Origin of the sequence: Dyadobacter crusticola DSM 16708, from assembly GCF_000701505.1 — a bacterium.
GTDB classification, from domain to species: Bacteria; Bacteroidota; Bacteroidia; order Cytophagales; family Spirosomataceae; genus Dyadobacter; species Dyadobacter crusticola.
Window position 1 is genome coordinate 125,315 of the sequence record NZ_JNJB01000007.1, and the last position, 19,514, is coordinate 144,828.

A 19,514-nucleotide genomic window follows, 5' to 3' on the forward strand; every position below is an offset into this window, starting at 1 on the left:
TATTAATTGATTTATATTTAGCATTCGAACAAACCAATCACAATCAAAGTTAATATTTATGAAAAGACTGTTTTTTGTATCTGCACTTAGCCTTTTCAGCCTGGCAGCAGTCGCGCAAGACGATGCTGTCAACAAGGCTCTGGTAGACGGATTTCGAAAGGAAAAAGAGAAAAGCGATAAAGATGTAAATGATCCAAAGGCCAGCGCAAAAGCTTCTTTCTGGATGGAGCGTGCTAAGTTGTACGAAAACATTGCATCACAAGCTTCTCAGGTCGATTCGAGTGCAGCAAAAACTGCAATGGAGGCATATAAGAAGGTTGTTGAGCTGGACGTAACCAAAAAAGGGGAACCAGGTAAATCTTCGAAAGAGGCAACAGCAGCACTTACAGCAGGAGAGGGCACCCAGCTTTTCAATGCATTTGTAAGACAGGGAGCTGAGAAGTACCAGGCTAAAAACCTGAACGGAGCTCTTGAAATGTTCTCAATGGCGCAAGAAATCAATAAGAAAGATACACTTGCATCTCTGTACGCAGGTATCGCTGCTCAGCAGCTGGAAAAGAAGGAAGATGCAATGAAGTCTTTCGAAGCTTACGCTGCAAACGGTGGTAAAGACCCAAGTGTATATTATGGTTTGGCTCAGTTGTATCGCGCAGAAAACAACTTTGATAAAGCGATCGAGACTTTGAACAAAGGATTGACCCAATCTCCGAATAACAAAGATCTTAAAGCGGAAGTTGTAAACATTCTGCTTGCATCGGGTAAAGAAGATCAGGCGATCAAAGAGCTTGAAGCTTTGGCTGCTGCCGATCCAAACAATACACAGAACATTGTTAACCTTGCGATTCTATATGATAACATGCAGAGAACAGCAGCGGAAAAGATCAAGCAAATGAGCGCGAAGTCTGGCAATGGTGCAAATTCTGTTGGAACGTTGACTAAGAATCTTGAAAGCGAAAAGGGTAAGATAGAAGTTTATGACGGTGAGGTAAAACGTATTGGCGCATTGATCAAGAAGCAGCCAAAAAATGCTGACTTGAAACGTCAGCTTGCGGATGTGAATGCAAAAAAGAAGGAATCACTTGCTGCAATTACTAAATTGGAAGGTGAAGTAAGTGCTGCACAAGAAGCTGCTAAGAGCAGTGCTAACTCAGGATCGGAAAGCGAACTGGCTGACCTGAAAGCAAAACAAGCAGATGCAGCAAGCAAAGCAATGGCCAACTACCAAAAAGTATTGCAAATCGATGCTGCTAACTACGATGCGCTTTTCAACCTGGGCGTGTTCTATTTCAATGAAGCTGTTCAATTGAAAGGCGAAGTTGATAACATGAACATGACAGAGTATCAGCAAAGAGGTAAAGAAGTAGAAGGACGTGTTTGCGGTAAATTCAAAAAGGCGAAACCATACTTCGAAAAAGCAATCCAGGCAAAAGACGAAGCAGAAGCAAAAGAAACGCTTGAAACTGTCAACAGTGTACTGGAACAATTTACAAGTAAAGGAGTTGCTTGTGTTGAGCAGTAAGAATTAAGAATGCATTTTGTTGAGAGCGCCCTGAGAAGGGCGCTCTTTTTTTTGGTCTTATTATCGCCGCGAATTGCTATTGATCTTATGCGGAAGCAAATTGCGGATAGCCTGATTATCCAAGAGCTTCTTCAATCGAGCTGAATCTGGATATGGAATATGCATTGTAGGCTGTTGAAGATAGATTGAATTGTTTGTCCGAAGGTATTTAATTACGTTTTCGGTTTGAATAACAGAGTTTCGATGGAATCTTTGTACCTCATACATATCAGATTTGAACCTTTTTTTGTGCCCGTAGAAAAACAGTGGGAAGAAACTGAGAATAACATATTTGTAGTACCACTTAGGTTTTCCGTATTCTTCTACAAAACGGATTGCAAACCAGGCATTTGCTATTAGTCCAATACTTAGTAATTCTGTATATCGGGAAGGTAAAGCTGAAAGTTCCTGTCCACGACCAAATGCAATTGCCATCGCTTGTCCAAAAGACCACATGAAACATCCTGCCATAAAAACATCGTTTTGATATAGTTTTTTCCTCTTTAACAAAAACGGAACCGCGATGAGCGCTGGCGACCAAAGTGGAGCAGCGATCCAGTTGTGAGGGCCAACAGGCCAGCTCAGAATCCGGAACAATGAATGTGTCCATTCCGATAAGTTTCTCGCGCGGTACATGTCATGAGCTGCAATGTGCGGTATTTCCAAATACCCGACCATGCTTATAATTACCAAAGCTGCAATGAGGATCAAATTTTGAATCTTTTTTCCAGGTTTGCTTACCCATTGAAGTAGATATATACCTGCTGCGGTAAGTGGAGTTAAAATCCCTGACGCCATCGTGTAGGTACTTAAAAAGCAAAGAAAGAAGACTAAGAACTTCGCCGATGCTCTTTCGGGAGAGGCAGTGCTCAGACCAATGGCAATCACTGCAAACAGTATTAGAAAGTAGAACTGGCTTTGAAAACCCACCAGCCAGTTTTCAAAAGAGAATGGAAGTGTAAACAGTGCAATCACAACAGGTAAAATCCACCATTTTTTCCCATTTAGGTTATTGAACCTGTAAAGAAAACCAAGTAAAATCGCAGGGATTGTTACATTAGCTCTTGCGGAAAAGAGGTTATTCCATTGATCCGTAACTTGGTATAGGATCAATGAAAACAGTCGAGTAGGGAAGATGCGGTGCTCATTATGAGACTTCCATAGATCCGTTATCCTCAAAGTTCCTTCCACCCAAGGGCGCAGCAAATAATCTCCTTCTGCGTCCCATTGATCCCAAAATGGTAGAGTCACAGCGAAGGTCTCAACATAGTAAGACCGAACTCCGGCCACCAAGGCAAAACTCAGTAGCACTATCCAAAGCTTGTTCATAGTACTGCATAGATTTGCCGAATACGCGGCTCCACAGCAACTTTGATCTCAATCCCCACATTTGGCGGTATATAAATGAGTTTCGCTTGGACTTCCTGATCCTTTGAATAAAATATAGGGTTTCAAAGTGTTCACGGATAAATCTCGCGTAATTTATAGAGAGGTAGGAGTGTAGTCGGGTCTCAAATAGCTCCGCTAAGTGCTCAACAAAAGCGGGATTCTTGTTAAGCGGAAAACTAGCACAATGTTTGATCCATCTCAAATCTCGTTCAAGCTTCTGAATATCTCTGTTTTCATGGTAGTGTTTGTTGATTATACTTCTGTAATTAAGTATATCAGTAGAATTACTGGCGTGTTGCCTGTAGCTAACGAGGCATTCCCTCACACAATGAATAGTTCCAAGATTGGTGGCAACGTAAGCTATCCAGTGATCGTGAAAGTAGGCGGGATCCAAAGGTAAGATATGTTTTAGAAGTTCCTTCTTGAAGAGACAGCTATGCCCAGAAACACAATTAAAGAGCAAGAAGACTTCTGACTTACCTCCGGCGTACAGATTGATTACATCTGACATTTTCTTGTTAAGAGACAAACCACCTTCATCGATAAATTTTGAATCATGGTAGATAAGTTGATGATTTGCAATTTCGCCTAATAAGCATTGTAACTTATCAGGGTGCCATATATCATCCTGGTCTGATAAGGCGATATATGTACCAGTACAAAGGTGGAGTGCCTTCTCGAAGTTTTTGGTGTAGCCTATATTCACCTCATTTTTGTAAAAGTGAATAAATGGGTATTGCTGCTGATACTCAAATAGTATCTCGCATGAGGAGTCTGTGCTATTATCGTCCACTGCGATGATTTCCTTTCTTTCATAACTCTGGTTGATCAATGAATCCAGTTGTTCTCTTAGAAATCTTTCTCCGTTGTAGACACAAAGTGCAATGGAAATCAGTGGTTTTTCAGGTTGTTTGGACATTTTTCAAAGTCTAAATAATGCATGTAGCACTGATAAGTCGCTTGGCCTTTAGACCCCAACTTTTCTTGATGATGAAGAAGAGCTTGCTTACGCTACTTTTCTTGGGAATATGCAATAGGCTTTTTCTGTTCTTCCAAATCATAAGGGCGTAAGAACAATGGAAAAATGCGTCATTCCTCTCCAGGCTTTTTAGATAAAGAGACGTTACGAAATGCTGAGAAGCCGATACAATTTGGGAGCAGGTTTTAAGCCAGCCACTTTCTATCAGGATCTTCTCCCGGGGGCGACTGGCCCCAGTACATTTGTTTGCCGAGGAGAGCAAGTTTGTGCAATTATGATCATGAATTCGGTATTGTACTAAGCTTTCACTGACAAAATCAATTGACCCGACGCAGCATGCGACATAAGCAAGCCACTGATCATAGTGGAATTCACTTGGAAAGGGTAGTGCATAGGGCAAAAGGGACCGCCGCATCAGAATTGTGTGTCCAGACACACAATTCATGAAAAGAAACGTCTCAGGCAGCGAACCTTTGTAAAAGTTAAATTTGCCTGACATTTTGCGGTTCATTGTTTTTCCAATGCTATCAATTAGATCTGAATCGCAGTAAACAAGCATATTGGTTTGTATAGCTTTCAGTTGAACTTCAAGCTTGTCTTTATTCCAGATATCATCCTGATCGCAAATGGCAATAAACTCTCCGTTGCAGAGTTTCAGAGCCTTTTCGAAGTTCTTGTTGTAACCTAATCTAGATTCATTGGAGTGTAGTCGAATGATTGGATAAGTAGCCGAGTAACTCAGTAGAATATCATAAGTAAGATCTGTTGAACAGTCATCTACGATAATGATCTCTATGTTGCTGTAAGACTGACTTATAAGTGAATCTAATTGTTCCTTCAGAAATCGCTGACCGTTGAAAGTGCAGAGAGCAACAGATATGAGAGGTATTTTGTCCATAATATGAAGATTGTGCAGGAGCAATTTTCATATTATCATCAGTATCATTAACAATTAATTAGCCTAGGGCACGTGTAAATACTTGAGTGGTTTTCAAGGTGAGCTGTTAGATGAAAACGATACTTAACATAATATAAATTATAAAACACAGGTGCATTGAAATTTATCGATCCATTTACATTTAATACTTTTTAACGCAAACCAAATATTTACTCCAACAAACCTTCACAGCCGAAAGACAGACCAAAAGAAGCCGCCTGAGATTTGAACAATGCGGCCCTATATCCAGGAGCTGTGCTTTTGTTCAAATCTCAGGCGGTGTAGATTGGAGGTGTTTAGTTCTAACTAACTGCTTTTCAATGGTGTTAAGATGATCTAATACAATCGAAAAATCTTGTCTGTAATTTCAAAATTAGGCTATATCGCAGATCTCAACACATTGTTTGAGTGACGCCAGTGGCTCGCGTTTTGGTATAAACTCCTGAGCCACAAAACCTTTGTAGCCTGTGGCAACAATTGCCTTCATAATAGCGGGGTAATAAAGCTCCTGACCTTCGTCAATCTCGTTTCGTCCCGGAACTCCGCCGGTATGATAGTGACCAATGTATTTGTGGTATTTGTTAATCGTCGCAATCACGTCGCCTTCCATGATTGACATGTGATAAATGTCGTAAAGTAGCTTAAAACGCTCAGAGCCAATCATCTCGCAAAGGCCAGCACCCCAGGCTGTGTGGTCGCACATGTAATCTTTGTGATTTACCTTACTGTTGAGCAATTCCATAATCATCGTAATTCCGTACTTTTCAGCGGAAGGCATCAATCTTCTCAACCCGATTGCGCAGTTCCGCATTCCGTCGATATCAGACATACCGCGACGGTTGCCTGAGAAACAGATCACAGTAGAATACCCAGCCTCCTTTAATTTTGGAAAAAGATCTTCATAGCTTTTAACAAGCTCATCGTGCAGCGCCAGATCATTAAAGCCTTTCTCGATTCCCATTCCTGCTCCATTTGGCAATGCGCAGGTAAGTCCGTACTTCTTCAAAGTCGGCCAATCTTCCGGGCCCAGCAATTCAATGGAGGTTATACCTATCTTTTTACATTCCTGTGCAAACGTGTCCAGCGGGATTTTACCATAGCACCATTTACAAACAGAATGATTGATTTTTCCTTTCAGCTTCGGACCGAGTACTTTCTCGGTAGCTGCGAAAACATCTGATATAGAAAGCACACCAGCGGTACTGGCAGCTATATTTCTTAATGCGTTGCGTCGGCTCGACATACTTAAGGTTTTTGAAATGTGTTAGGCGATGTCACAAATAGTAACTCCTTGTTTAAGAGAAGCAAGATCATTGTTGCGGCTCGGAACAAATTCCTGGCCTACAAAACCTTTGTAACCGGTCTCAACAATTGCTTTCATGATCGTGGGATAATATAGTTCCTGTGTTTCATCAATTTCATGTCGACCAGGAACTCCGCCGGTGTGGTAATGCGCGATATACTTGTGGTACTTTCTGATTGTAGCGATCACGTCGCCCTCCTGGATCTGCATGTGGTATATGTCGTAGAGCAGTTTGAATTTTTCGGAGCCGACCATATCACAAAGGCCTGCGCCCCACTCTGTCCGGTCGCACATATAGTCACGGTGATTTACCTTGCTGTTCAGCAATTCCATTACCAACGTCACATTGTGTTTCTCACAAATCGGAATCAGCCTTTTGATTCCCACCGCACAGTTCCGCATTCCATCCACATCCGACATCCCGCGCCGGTTGCCTGAAAAGCAGATAATCTTGTCATAACCTGCAGCCTGCACTTTTGGGATAATATCTTCAAAACCCCTGACCAGCTCGTCGTGATTCGCAGGATCATTAAAACCCTTGTCGATACTTCGTGTCAAACCTTCGCCCCATGGAAGCGCACAGGTTAATCCATACTTCTTGATGACCGGCCACTCTTGCGGGCCGAGCAGCTCAATGGATGTAAGCCCTATTTTCTTGCATTCCTGTGCAAACGTTTCGAGCGGAATTTTATCATAACACCATTTGCAGACTGAATGGTTGATTTTTCCATTCAGCTTTGGGCCAAGTGCATTTGTTGAATCTGCAAAAGCCTTCGATAAAGAGGTTGTAAATGGTACGATCCCCGCTCCCATTGCGAGGTTTTTGAGAACTTTCCTTCTACCTGATTTGCTGGTCATTATGGAACTCATAATTGTATTTTGGGAAAAAAAAGTAGTGATGCCGCCGGTATCATCAGCCTGTAAGACCGGACAATACAACACGCGACACCACTATCTTAAGCTTAATAAATTATATTCTACTCAAAAAATCGCTGATCTACTTCCCGCCTTTGGCGGCGCCGGACTCGGTATAAATCGGGTTGTTTTTGTTACCACCGGACATCAGGTAAGCAACCAGATCCCGAAGCTCATTCGGGTTCAGACTATTAATCAAGCCCGGCAGCATAATTGAAACCGGCGAGATCTTGCTCGAAGCCACTTGCTTTTTCGAAAGCTTACGGATCGTTTTGGAATCGAATGGATTTTGCGCGATATAATAGAAGTTCGCATCCTCATTCATCTGCCGGCCCAACACCGACTGGCCATCTTTCATCGTGTAAATCGTGGAAGCGTATTGGTCAGAAACTGCTTTGTCAGGTACGATAATCGCTTCAAGCATATCTTTCGCACTGAAACGGGTTCCCAGTTGCGTCAGCTCCGGCCCTACATCAGCGCCTTCGCCCTGAATCGTATGGCATTTGTCACAGATCACCGCTGAGAAAATCAGCTTTCCACGTTCGAAATCACGGTTTTGCAAGCTATCCTGAACCAGACTGACCGCTTCGTCCACTTTCCAGGCACGTCCCGGACCCTTTGGTGAATACGCATTTGCAATATCGTTCCCGCTCGCACTCAGCAACTTAGCGCCGGACAAATTGTTATAGTGGTCGAATTTGTCTTTTGGCACGTGTTGCAGCGCCCGCTGGCGTGCTTTGTCGATGAAGCCAATGTAGCTTCTGCCGCCTTTGTAGCTAAAAGCATTATTGAACCATTTGAAGTATTCGTCGCGCAGGGATGGTGTCCAGTCTGTTTTGTCATTGCTCAGAACCATCGAGTAGAAAGTCTGCTGAGCTGGTGGAAGCTTTGCAAGCAAACCTGCGATATCCAAACCGTATTGCGGATTTCTCAGGATCAGATCGGAGGAAGCAGTCGCAGGAATGTTGTCTTTGTCTTCGAATTTCTCCGATTTCAGCAGCGCCAGGGTTCTTTCCGCAGTTTTCGGCACTTCCAGGAACACGAGTAATTTGCTGTACAACCTGTTGATTTCGGGCGATTTGGACGGATAATTAGGATTCAGGTAAGCGACAACAGCCTTCTTGGTAGTGGCGTCAGGCTGTCCGAAACGGAAGAAAGCTACTTCAAATGTTCTGAGCAGATCCGCTTTCTTCGCATCAGGAAGTTTTGCGTAGTCGATTTTCGTTAGTGCATTGTAGAGATTGTCTTTCACACTTGCGTCTCCCTGACGGGCCAGCGCCAATGCACCATAAATCAGAATTTGCGGATCTTTTTCATTTAGAACTTTCGATTTCCACTGATCCACTGGCTGGTGCTCCACTGCAATGCGTGCCGCGTAGCGAACAAACCGGTCAGGATGTTTCAGGTTTGGCCAGGCAGTTTCAATAGCTTTCGGGTCCTTTTTAGCATGGAACTTTTCCAGCTCAGTACGTAGCTTGTGCTCCGGCGTAATAACCGGCTTTACCACATTTGAGCCAGCTGATATCTTCTCGTAATCCTTGTAGTAAACGCGATAAAGGTCAGATTCCAAGCGACGACCACCTGTCAGGAAGTAAAGTGCTCCGTCCGGACCAATCTGTCCGTCAGTCAAAGGAAGCGGAGATCCCGATATAAATTCCTCATGGTCAGCGGCGTAAGTAGCTCCCTGCGGTTTCAGGTGCAATGCATGCATGATCCCGAAACTCCAGTCAAACGCGAGCAAGGTGTTTTTGTACTTCTCAGGAAAGCGCGCGTCTTTCAGGTAAATCAGGTTGGTTGGCGAGCCCTGACCGATGTTTTGGAGCGCAGGCAGGTTGTCTGGGAACGACGGGTGCCATTTACCCGAGCCAGTCCGCCAGCCGAATTCGCCGCCGCTGGTTGCGTGGCAGATTCTTGTCGGACGATACCAGGGTTGACCAAAATCCCACTCCATATCCGAATCATAGGTAAACAGGTCACCGGCTTCATTGAATGCGATATCGTATGGATTCCGGAAACCGGCCGTAATCAGTTCCCACTTTTTACCTTCTGGATCTGTCTCTACAATCCACCCTCCTGGTGCCATTCTATCATTGGCATGTCCGCGCGGGTCTTTAATCAGGGGAAAAAGATTGTCGTCTTTCCAATTCGGCGTCAATCTGTAAGAATCCATAGCCGGCAAATCGGTATGGTTACCCGCCACTACAAAAAGCGATTTCTTGTCCGGCGAGAGGATAATGCTGTGAGGCCCGTGCTCGCCCTCTCCTTTTGTAGCTTTCAGCAGCGTCACTTTGTCAAACTGATCGTCATTGTCAGTATCCTGCAAGCGGTATACCCCACTGGATGCCGGGATTTTGTCAGTTGAACGGTTGTTGACTACCACATAAAGGCTATTGAATGCATAAAGAAGCCCCTGTGCCGCTCCCATATTGACTTTGGCGGTGTCGGCTTTGTTGCCTACGATCAGCTTTTCTACTTTCGGAGCAGCTGTTGAGCCGATCGGCGGGAGTTCCAGGCGGTAGAGAAATCCGTACTGGTCGGAAGTGATCATCCGGCCTTTGTCGTCGAACGCCATTGAAACCCACGAGCCATTCTTCTCTTCCGAGGGACTGTACAAATGCTCAGCCTTAAATCCTTCCGGCAATTTCAGCTTATCAACTTTCGAGCCTGGCGGCCGGTGTTTAGCAGTTCGGTTACTCAGCAGCACTCCGCAAAAGACCCCGGCGGCAATAAGCACCGCAAGCGTCATAGGAAGTTTGAACCATTGTTTTTTCGTGTACATCTTACAGCTCGGCGTTTATGGATAATTAGTGAATTAGTCAATTAATGAATGAGTGAATTAGTGAATGATTGAATGATTGAATGAGTGAATGAGTGAATTGTTGAATTGTTGCGAGTGGATCCTTGTATTGCAATCTTAAATAAAACTAACTAAAGCTCAAAATAATCTGATTGTAGCAATATTAGTCGTAATCTTTTAACCCACCATCCTGCTGTGTAGGGCTTGCGGGACGAAGAATGTTGAATGATTGAAGATTTTAATTAATGAGTGAATTGGTGAGTATAGATTAAAAGGTATCTAAGTAAAAAGTGCAGCCAGCAACGCTCACTGCACTTTTTACTTAGAGAACCCAAGTATTGTCGGAAAGGTGATGCGAAAATTAATCACTCACTAATCATAACTCACCGACTCCCCGTTCCAGGGCGGCTCCTTCCCATTCCACAGCGGATCATTCAAAATTCACTCATTCACAATTCACTCATTCAGTCATTCAAAATTAAAAATGCGGCGTTAGTGCTGATTCCACTGCAGGAAGTCCGTAGTAGTCATCAAGTACTGTGAAGGCATTTGGTGGTGGGACTGCGCCTTTTGGGAAATAGTAGGCTGCCGGATTCGCTTTTACTTTGGCCCCGTAAGCTCCGATGATCTCTTTCACGCGGGCGGTGCGGGTTAAGTCAAACCAGCGTTTGTTTTCGAAAGCAAGCTCCACGCGCCTTTCTTTGAATATCGCCTCGCGCATCGTCGCCTGGGAAGTAGCAGTGGTGTTAGCCAGGCCCGCACGGTTCCGTACCTGGTTGAGGTAGGTAGCTGCTTCGCCGGTCTTGCCTTGCTCATTCAATGCGTCTGCCAGGAACAGCAATACCTCTGAATAGCGGTATACCGGCCAGTTTTGACCCGTGTTATTGTGAAGCGAATGCGTTTTTGCATACTTCTTAATATAAGGATAAACCTTGTTTTCCACCTGACTCGAACTCAGCGTCACATAGCCTATCGAAGCTTCCTTCCGTTTGTCACCAGGCTCGTAAGCGGCGATGAGGTCTGGAGTGGGAATATTGTTGCTTTCCTGGGAAATGTCCTGCGGATTAGAAGTTCCGGTAATCGGCGCCAGTTCTTTGGAGGTAATCGGGGCCGGAATGAAGCGGTAGATCTGATTACCGTTGTAGCCGGCAGATCCTTCCATATACTGGATTTCAAAAACCGATTCCTGATTGTTCTTGTTGCCGGTCGTTGTTGAAAATGCATTTGCGTAATCCGGCATTAATGCGTAACCATCTTTCGCAACCACATCCTTCATCAAAGTTTCTACTTGCGGCCACTTTTTCTGTGTCAGGTACAGGTTGGCCAGTAAGGTCTTAGCTGCGCCCGATGTAGCGCGACCGGCCTCCTGCTCTGCTTTATTCGGCAGTAAACTACTTGCCTCAGTCGCATCCTTTTCGATCTGAGCGTAAATCTCTTCCGTCGAGGAAAGCGGGAGTGGCGCATCTTCGCGGTTTGTCACCGGAGTAAGGTGCAGCGGTACTTTACCAAACAGACGTACGAGGTCAAAGTAGGCGAATGCGCGCAGGAAGAGCGCTTGTCCTTTCAAGTTTGCTTTCGCCTTTGAGTCAAAATCCACATTATCGATCAATGCCAGTACCTGGTTTGTGCGTGCGATAATCTGGTAGTTCAAACGGTATTGCACAAGAACGTTATCATTCGCGGTAACGCCGCCAGCTGTCGGGACAGCAAAATCAGCCACGTTTTCAGTCGCATCTACTGCTCCGAAAAGTATGTTACGTGCATAATAAGTGTTGTCGGAATGCATCTCTTCCAGTACCCAGGCTCTTTCATTGAACATCTGCCGGAGCGGCACGTAAGCGGCATTCACGGCCTGTTGAAAGTCATTTTGTGAGGTAAAGAAAATTCCTGAGCTCAATGCAGTCTCCGGAATCACACTCAGGAAGTTGTCGCCGCAACTGGTCAGAGCGGTGGCCAGGAACCAGGCTGCTATATATTTTATCTTCATTTTTGTTCGGATTTAAATGAGTCTGATCTTCATTAAAAATTCAGGTTAACACCCAAAGTCCAGGTACGTGGTACAGGATAGTTTGAGAAATCGACGCCCTGGCTTAGATTGCCGCCGTCACTTTGTCCGTCTGCCTGAGAGCTGGTTTCCGGGTTAGGTCCGCCCCAATACTTCGTGAAAACATACACTTGCTGAATCGAAGCATACAAGCGGGCTGATTTAAAGAATTTATTTACTGCCCCGATGTTGTACCCCAGCGTGATATTCTTGATAGTGAAATAAGAAGCATCTGCGAGGAAGTGCGAGCTGTTCCAGTCGCGCTCGATGCCGGTGAAGTTTCCTCCATTGTTCGTCGCGCCGTACATTCCCTTGCCCGGAGTGATCACCGTGGTAGCTACTCCACTTCCGTCTGGCTTGGTTACATTTTTAACACGAAAGCGGTCTTTCACGCCGGCCACCATATTGAAAACACCGTCGAGGTTGGCTGTACTGTACAAGTGGCGCACCCAAAGCTGGTTCCCCTGCGAGCCGGAGCCCACGATCGACAGATCCCAGTTCTTGTAGCTCAGGTTGTTGGTAATCCCGTAAGTAAACTTTGGAAATGGGTTGCCGATGATCGTCCGATCGTCGTTGTCACCACCGTTTGTAATCACACCGTCGCCATTAATATCGCGCATTTTGATTGTACCAATGGCGGAGCGGCCAGGGATAACCGGCGAATTTGCCAGATCTTCGGCACTCGTGTAAAATCCGTCTTTCACCAGACCATAAAACTGCCCGAAAGGCTGCCCTACCTGAGTAATGTGGAACGTACCATACACGCGGTCGATACCTGGCGCAAGTTCCAGAACCTTGTTTCGGTTAAAAGAAATATTCGCATTGGTGGTCCATTTCAACTTACCGTCCAGGTTGCGGGATGTAACTGAAAATTCATGTCCCCAGAATTTGATCTCACCGATATTGTCATTGTAATTGGTAAATCCAGACTCCTGCGGCACCTGAACCGCATACAACAGATTGGTAGTACGTTTGGTGTAAAAATCATAGATGAACTGGATCCGGTCATTAAAAAGTCCCAGGTCTAGACCCATATCAAACTGCTTGGTTGTTTCCCAACCCAAATTCGGATTGGCAAGTGACGTCACGTTAGCGCCAGTAGCGACGGTACTTCCAAAAACTGCATTAGTTGTATTGTTCACCAGCGCATATTGGGTGTAATTACCGATGTTATTGTTACCAATCACCCCGTAGCTCGCGCGAACTTTGGCAAACGACACTTTGGTGAGATCCTGCATAAAAGTTTCGTCTGATACCACCCAGCCCGCCGATACAGAGGGAAACGTACCCCAACGATTGTCGACACCGAAACGGGACGAACCGTCGGCGCGGACAGCTGCTGTAAACAGGTATTTGCCTTTATAATTGTAAGTCAGCCGTGAAATGTAGGACAGAAGCGACCATTCATTTACACCATTAAATGTATTTGAACCTGATATACCGTTGACATTGAAGCTGCCGCCGCGGTCAATGTTCAATGCACCTTGAATAGTTGGCAGGCGGTCGTCGGTATAGGTGTTCGTGGTGATACGGTCGAATTCCTGACGGAACCTTTGCTGGGTAAATCCTCCTAAAAGCTCAAAATTGTGCTTTTCTCCAAAGCTGTGGTTGTAGGTTGCAAGGTTCTCATTCAGCCAGGAGAAATTCTGGACATTCTGGCGAATGGAAGAAGCAGTGGTCGGAATAGGTACGTTAATCGCGCTTGTTGCCGTGGATGGATTGAAGAAGAAGAATTTGTTGCTTTCCATCTCAATGTTCAGGGTCGATTTCAAGGTCAGCCCTCTGACTGGCTGGTATTGCAAGTAGCTGTTGCCGAGCAGTTTTGTAATCTTAGTCTCGTTGGTCAGCTCACTTGCAGCGCGCACCCAGTTGGGATAAGCGTAGATGTTTCCTGTATTATCCGGCAACCTGTTGAATTTGGTTAAATCGCCATTCTCATCCCGAATCGGCATGATCGGCCAGGTGTGCAGCGCATTGAAGAGAATACCTGTTCCCCGGTCCCCGTCAGTTCTCGGCGTATTGTCGTATACATACTGCGGCGCGATGTTAAAGCCGATTTTCACCTTGCTGGATATATCATATTCGGTATTCATCCGCAGGGAAAAGCGCTTGTAATTGTTGTTGATCACAACACCCTGCTGGTTGAAAATACCGGCTACCAGGGATGTACGCATGTTTTCCCGGTTTGAGCTCACCGTCAGGTTATAGCTTTGAATGGGCGCCGTGCGCAGCAATGCACCGTACCAGTCGTTGTTCTTTCCCGCATATTGCTCAGGATTCTGGAAAATCTCCGGTACCGCTCTGTTTTCATCTTCGTAAAGCTCTTTTTTAAATTGGGCAAATTCCTGCGCCGTAAGCATTTCGATTCTTCCCTTTTGCGGCACCTTCTGGAAACCATAGAATGCATTGAAACCTACATTCGTCTGGCCCGGTCTTCCTCTTTTTGTTGTAATCAAAACCACGCCGTTTGCCGCGCGGGAACCATAAAGGGAAGTCGAGGCAGCATCTTTCAATATTGTGATATCGTCAATCTCGTCCGGGTTCATCTGGGCGATGGTACCTGTGATCGGAAAACCATCAACCACGTAAAGCGGCTCACTTCCAGCAGATACCGAGACTTGACCCCGTATGCGGACCGACATACCCTGTCCGGGTTTTCCGGTCGTTTGGTTGATCTGCACACCAGCCAGACGCCCTTGTAGCTTCTGCGTCACCTGAGATACCGGAATATCTTTTAATTCTTCACTTTTCACAGTTTGCACAGAGCCGGTGATCTCCTTTTTCAGCTGGCTGCCATAGCCTACCACCACCACCTCAGAAAGTGCTTTTGAATCGGCTAAAAGCTTGATATCGATTGTGTTCGTGTTGCCAACCGGCACTTCCTGCGATACAAAGCCGACGGAAGAAAATATCAGAATAGCGCCCTGGTCAGGTACGTTAATCGAATAAGCACCATCGGCGTCGGAAACAGTCCCGGTTGTAGTTCCCTTCACAAGGATACTTACGCCGGGCACGCTTGCGCCGGTTTCATCGGTCACTTTGCCTTTGATGTTTTTGTCGATTGCAAACTTTCCTGATTCGGTATAAGCATTCGGGATCGCGGAGTAGTTACCGGCGTACGCATTCAGTCCACAAGCTGCGCCTATGAGCACCTGGCTCAGCGAGAGTTTTATGAACGAATTCAATCCGGAACAATAGGGAAATTGTCGAAATTGAGTCATAGGATTTAGCTTTAATTTTGTTGTCGAGGTTTGTCCATTCAAGGACTTTTGAGATTGAGCTTTACTTTAATAACAGACTTTTGGCATACGGGCGGGATTTAGGTGAACAATGATCATGTTTAGGAATAGTCAATATCTGATTGAAATACTTGTATTTAATCTTGATTAATTCATATAGGATTTGAGACGCACCAAGTGCCTCATTACGAGTTCCATTAAGAAAGTTGAAGAGAGTTGGGTTTTCTGAAATAGGAATACTTTAAGAACAAACTGGCTTTGGTAGTACAAAAAGCCAACATTTAATTCTCAAAGTAATATTTCTGCAATAGTAGAATGATTACCAGTATCGACTGTCCTGCTCTGTCTGGTTTTAAGAAAGATTTAATTTTCTTGGTTTTTGTAGGACAGAATAAATAAAAAGCACCCGGGGTGCCCAGGTGCTTGCATTGGGGAAGGTAGAAAGTCAGCTTAGCAGCTCCATTACAGCTTTGCCTTTTCCGTCGGGTGTTGTATAAAACGGGCGTTTCTCGACTTCATACTGCGTATCTTCTGCAATGCCGAGTGCGTGGTAAATGGTCTGGTGAACCCCATCGATCTTGATCGGATTCTCTATGGTTTTGCAGGGGCGCTCGTCGGCAGTTTTGCCGTAAACGAACCCTTTTTTGATACCGCCTCCAAACATCAGCATGGAGCAACCGTCAGTGAAATGCCGGTGCATTCCATAAAATTTAATATCCGAAAGAATGTCTGGCTGGGCTACTTGTTCCAATACCTTGGCATCTGGCCGGCCTTCTACCATCATATCGCGGCTGAATTCACTCGCCAGAACTACCATGGTGCGGTCCAGCAAGCCTTTTTCATCCAGGTCTTTGATCAGCTGCGCAATAGGTCCGTCGATTTGCTTTTTCATTTCTTCCAATCTGGTGTGGCCGTTTTCGTGCGTGTCCCAGCCTTTAAACGGTTCATATTCGGTTGTTACGCTGATAAACCGCGCGCCTTGTTCCGTCAGTCGGCGCGCCAGCAGGCAGCCTAGCCCGAACTTTCCTGTGTTATAGATATCGTAGCTCTTTTTAGGTTCTGTACTCAGATCAAATGCTTTCGACTCCGGTGAATTGAGCAGCGCGTAAGCTTGTTCCATGGAACGTTTCAGGGATTCGCGCTGGTAATCGCTGCCGAATTCCCCTATCGGACTGTTATTGATCAGTTCATTGTAAAGCTGGTTTCTTCGCTCAAACCGTTTTGCATCCATTCCAACGGGCGGGCGAACGCTTTCAAGCCCCTGGCTCGGATCCGGAATGAAGAATGGACCGAACTCATTTCCCAAAAATCCGGCGGTATGAAAAGCTTTCAGCTCTTCTGCTTCACCTACCGTGAACCGCTGACCGATATCCACGAACGCAGGAATCACCGGATTTTTTGGCCCGAGTTCCTTCGCAATCCACGAACCAATGTGCGGCGCGGCTACGGTTTGCGGCGGCTCGTAGCAGGTATGCCAATGGTACTGGTGTCGTGAATGCAGAATGTGTCCCATATCCGCGGCCACATAAGACCGGATCAATGTGCCTTTGTCCATTACATTTCCAATGGACTGCAAACCTTCGGAAAAGTGAATTCCATCGAGCTTTGTAGGCAGCGACTTAAAAGTACTCAGTACCCGGTTGCCTTCCATATCCTTCTCAAAAGGCGTGTAAAGCTTCGGGTCAAACGTCTCGGTATGCGCCATTCCTCCCGCCATCCAGAGAAGGATCACGGTATCTGCCGAGGAGTTTGACTTGCTTTTACAGGAAGAAAGCAGGTTTGAAACGGGAGCTCCTGCCGCTAATGCAGCAAGTGTTGCAGCACTCGCATGTTGCAAAAACTCCCTCCTATTCCATTTGCCTTGCATTGTTATTGTATTTAAACATTAATAATGAACGAATTATTAGAATTACGGTACTGTACATTCAATATTGCATACCTGTACTATATGTACTCAGAGTATCAGGTGCCAAATAATTTATATATGTATTTAAAGAATTATCAGGTGCATACTTATTATACTTTAAGTAAGTAAAATAAGTTGTTAGCTTAGTATATTAATTGAAACTCCGGTACCAGCGCGATTGCCCAGACTAAATCCTGAATTCCTTCTTCGCTAGGCGCTGGGCCGAGTATCTTTTTCGCTGCTGCGATCTCTCTGGGCAACGGTGTCCGGCCAAGTGCTTTCCGGTACAATGCTGTCACGAGCGAGTCGGAAGTCTGGTACTTAGCTTTCCATTCTTTCGATCCGGATTTCAGGGTTTCCGTAAACTTGTTCCCATTGGTCAGTTCCAGCGCTTGCAGCAGATTAGCCTGCGAAGTGCGGCTCGTGCTCACGGTCTCGCGGTTTGGCCTGCCAAGCGAAGTAAGGAATGGATCGTTTTTCACAAAGGCAGCCCGGGCAAATGGAAGGCGCTCTTTGATATTTTCTGGAAGCCGCTTGTACATAATGGCGGAGTCGGCATACATTGGTCTGAATGCCGTACTGATCGCGTCTGAAAACTGTTCTGCTGACAATCTCCGTCGCACCATTCCGGTGAACTTGAAATCGTTCGCCATGATATCGTCGGCTTCTTTCACAGAAGTTGACGGTAGCTGATATGTTTTGGAAGTAACAATGGTATAGATCAGCTTCTTCATATCATACCCATTGGCGACGAAATCCGAAGCCAGCCAGTCGAGCAGATCTGCACTCCACGGTACATTGTCCATTACATCTACCGGCTCTACAATACCGCGCCCCAATAGCTGGGCCCACACGCGGTTTACTACTGTTCTGTACAGCCGACCGTCTTTGGGTTGAACCAGGTAATCTGCAAGCTGGCGCAGGCGCTTCTCGGTGGGTGCGTCCACGCTGATCTCACCCAGCTCAGGGAAAAGCATTTTAGTACCTGCGATTTTGCCGGTGGGCTTATCGCAGTGATTAATTTCAAGAAGCGTATCTGCGAAAATGTTTGCGAATGCATAAGCGTCTGCAAGCTTCCAGTCGCTCACGAAGCTGTCGTGACAGGAGGCGCATTTCAGGTTAAGTCCAAGAAATACCTGAGATACATTCTGGGCGGCCTGCATTTCGGTGCGCTGGCTGGAATTGATCGTGCCCCTCCATTTGATACCTTTTATAAAACCTTCTGATTCCTTGTTCGGCCTGATCAGCTCTTTTACAAACCAGTTGTAAGGCTTGTTGTTCTGCAAAGAGCTGTAAAGCCATTTCGTGATATCAAACCGACCGCCGGTGATGTAGCCGGTACCCGAGTAATCGTTGCGCAATGCATCGTTCCAGAACGACATCCAGTGTTGTGCGTAATCGTCATTGCGGCTCAGAAGCTCTCTTGCCAGTACTTCACGTTTGTCAGCCCTGGTATCTGCGATGAATGCGTCCACTTTCTCCGGTGGCGGTAACAATCCGATGATGTCGAGGTAAACACGGCGGATATAAAGGCGATCGTCTACGGCGGGCTTCCATGCTATGTTGTTCTTCTTGAAATAAGCATTTACAAACAAGTCAACAGGTTTGTTCAATTCCGCTGTCGGTGCCGGTACCGCAGGAGATCTGGGTTCGAGTGCGGCTATTCGATAAATGCTCTTCTGCTGTCCTTCGGGCCACAATGCACCTTTTTCAATCCAGAATTTCAGGACATTCACTTCTCGCTCTGTGAGCCTTTTACCTTTGGTCGGCATTGCTTCCTTATCGCCTTTGGGCAGTGTAATGCGGCGTATGATCTCGCTTTTATCCGGGTGATTTGGCACCAGCACAGGCCCGCCTTCGCCTCCTTTCATAATTGCTTCCTTACTGTCGAGCCGCAGATCGCCTTTGGTTTTGGTTTCGCTGTGACAGCTGTAACAGTTGTGCGCGAGAATGGTGCGGACTTCCACATTCAGGTTTTGTACCTGCTCGGGACTTAATGCGCCGTTGTTGGTCAATACAAAATCGGCTTCTTCGGTACCGGCGGGTTCCCGGGTGTCGGAGGATGGTAACACGCTTGACAAGTAGTCATCGCCATGGGTAAGCATTGCGCCGTAATGTCCTGCGAAGGACACACCGAAAACAGTAACAAACAGCAGGGAGCGGAAAACCGAGCGGCTTCTGGATCTTAATGCAAACGTTGCTGCAACTGCAAGCGCCATTGTTGCAATACCCGACCACTTGTGGATTTCAAAGCTGGTACCACCTGCGTCTTCGGAGTCTGCCAGCAGTAACCCAAAAACAACAGCAAGCAGCGCACTAGCGGCGCCTACCCAGGTAACGATGGCGGTAGCATCGCGCAATGCAGCCGACTTGCGACGCCAGTCCATCAATTCAAGTAAAAGGGCAACGAGCAGCAATCCGATGGGAAAATGGACCATCAGCGGATG

The 19,514-nt window shown here is 46.0% G+C and carries 11 protein-coding genes; 1 reads left to right on the forward strand and 10 read right to left on the reverse strand.

Features of this window, described 5'->3' with window-relative positions; translation table 11 throughout:
• Window positions 1-58 precede the first annotated feature (58 nt).
• A complete protein-coding gene (locus tag Q369_RS0111080; protein WP_031527874.1) occupies window positions 59-1,519 on the forward strand; it encodes a tetratricopeptide repeat protein in 1,461 nt (486 codons plus the stop codon).
• Window positions 1,520-1,579: 60 nt separating this feature from the next.
• Here the strand turns inward: Q369_RS0111080 and Q369_RS0111085 are convergent, their stop codons facing one another.
• The 10 genes from Q369_RS0111085 to Q369_RS0111130 form a co-directional block, all read right to left on the reverse strand.
• Entirely contained in the window at window positions 1,580-2,887 is a 1,308-nt protein-coding gene (locus Q369_RS0111085) for a hypothetical protein (protein ID WP_031527875.1), read from the reverse strand.
• Entirely contained in the window at window positions 2,820-3,866 is a 1,047-nt protein-coding gene (locus tag Q369_RS0111090; protein WP_051664028.1) for a glycosyltransferase family 2 protein, read from the reverse strand. Before Q369_RS0111090 ends, Q369_RS0111085 begins: the two co-directional genes overlap by 68 nt.
• Before the next feature lie 10 nt (window positions 3,867-3,876).
• A complete protein-coding gene (locus Q369_RS0111095) occupies window positions 3,877-4,824 on the reverse strand; it encodes a glycosyltransferase family 2 protein (RefSeq protein WP_035333323.1) in 948 nt (315 codons plus the stop codon).
• A gap of 412 nt (window positions 4,825-5,236) precedes the next feature.
• Window positions 5,237-6,106: a hydroxypyruvate isomerase family protein gene (locus tag Q369_RS0111100; protein WP_031527878.1), complete on the reverse strand. Its 870-nt coding sequence runs from the start codon at window positions 6,104-6,106 to the stop codon at window positions 5,237-5,239.
• 21 nt (window positions 6,107-6,127) lie between these two features.
• Window positions 6,128-7,036 carry a hydroxypyruvate isomerase family protein gene (locus Q369_RS0111105; protein ID WP_374754348.1) on the reverse strand — a complete coding sequence of 303 codons (909 nt, stop codon included), beginning with the start codon at window positions 7,034-7,036 and terminating at the stop codon, window positions 6,128-6,130.
• 127 nt (window positions 7,037-7,163) lie between these two features.
• Complete coding sequence (locus tag Q369_RS0111110) at window positions 7,164-9,860, reverse strand: c-type cytochrome (protein ID WP_031527880.1); 2,697 nt, start codon at window positions 9,858-9,860, stop codon at window positions 7,164-7,166.
• A 496-nt stretch (window positions 9,861-10,356) separates the two neighbouring features.
• Window positions 10,357-11,865, reverse strand: a complete 1,509-nt coding sequence (locus Q369_RS0111115) for a RagB/SusD family nutrient uptake outer membrane protein (RefSeq protein ID WP_031527881.1) — start codon at window positions 11,863-11,865, stop codon at window positions 10,357-10,359.
• A gap of 32 nt (window positions 11,866-11,897) precedes the next feature.
• Window positions 11,898-15,143, reverse strand: a complete 3,246-nt coding sequence (locus Q369_RS0111120; protein ID WP_031527882.1) for a SusC/RagA family TonB-linked outer membrane protein — start codon at window positions 15,141-15,143, stop codon at window positions 11,898-11,900.
• Between the two features lie 463 nt (window positions 15,144-15,606).
• Window positions 15,607-17,028, reverse strand: a complete 1,422-nt coding sequence (locus tag Q369_RS0111125) for a DUF1501 domain-containing protein (RefSeq protein ID WP_031527883.1) — start codon at window positions 17,026-17,028, stop codon at window positions 15,607-15,609.
• A gap of 182 nt (window positions 17,029-17,210) precedes the next feature.
• Window positions 17,211-19,505 (reverse strand): DUF1549 domain-containing protein, encoded by a 2,295-nt coding sequence (locus tag Q369_RS0111130; protein ID WP_374754349.1) that lies wholly within the window; start codon window positions 19,503-19,505, stop codon window positions 17,211-17,213.
• Window positions 19,506-19,514 lie beyond the last annotated feature (9 nt).

Excerpts from the sequence above, each read along its gene's own strand:
- Q369_RS0111100 (WP_031527878.1), bottom strand. The coding sequence starts at position 6,106 with ATGTCGAGCCGACGCAACGCATTAAGAAATATAGCTGCCAGTACCGCT.
- Q369_RS0111095 (WP_035333323.1), bottom strand. The coding sequence starts at position 4,824 with ATGGACAAAATACCTCTCATATCTGTTGCTCTCTGCACTTTCAACGGT.
- Q369_RS0111125 (WP_031527883.1), bottom strand. The coding sequence starts at position 17,028 with ATGCAAGGCAAATGGAATAGGAGGGAGTTTTTGCAACATGCGAGTGCT.
- Q369_RS0111105 (WP_374754348.1), bottom strand. The coding sequence starts at position 7,036 with ATGAGTTCCATAATGACCAGCAAATCAGGTAGAAGGAAAGTTCTCAAA.
- Q369_RS0111085 (WP_031527875.1), bottom strand. The coding sequence starts at position 2,887 with ATGAACAAGCTTTGGATAGTGCTACTGAGTTTTGCCTTGGTGGCCGGA.
- Q369_RS0111115 (WP_031527881.1), bottom strand. The coding sequence starts at position 11,865 with ATGAAGATAAAATATATAGCAGCCTGGTTCCTGGCCACCGCTCTGACC.
- Q369_RS0111110 (WP_031527880.1), bottom strand. The coding sequence starts at position 9,860 with ATGTACACGAAAAAACAATGGTTCAAACTTCCTATGACGCTTGCGGTG.
- Q369_RS0111130 (WP_374754349.1), bottom strand. The coding sequence starts at position 19,505 with ATGGTCCATTTTCCCATCGGATTGCTGCTCGTTGCCCTTTTACTTGAA.
- Q369_RS0111080 (WP_031527874.1), top strand. The coding sequence starts at position 59 with ATGAAAAGACTGTTTTTTGTATCTGCACTTAGCCTTTTCAGCCTGGCA.
- Q369_RS0111090 (WP_051664028.1), bottom strand. The coding sequence starts at position 3,866 with ATGTCCAAACAACCTGAAAAACCACTGATTTCCATTGCACTTTGTGTC.
- Q369_RS0111120 (WP_031527882.1), bottom strand. The coding sequence starts at position 15,143 with ATGACTCAATTTCGACAATTTCCCTATTGTTCCGGATTGAATTCGTTC.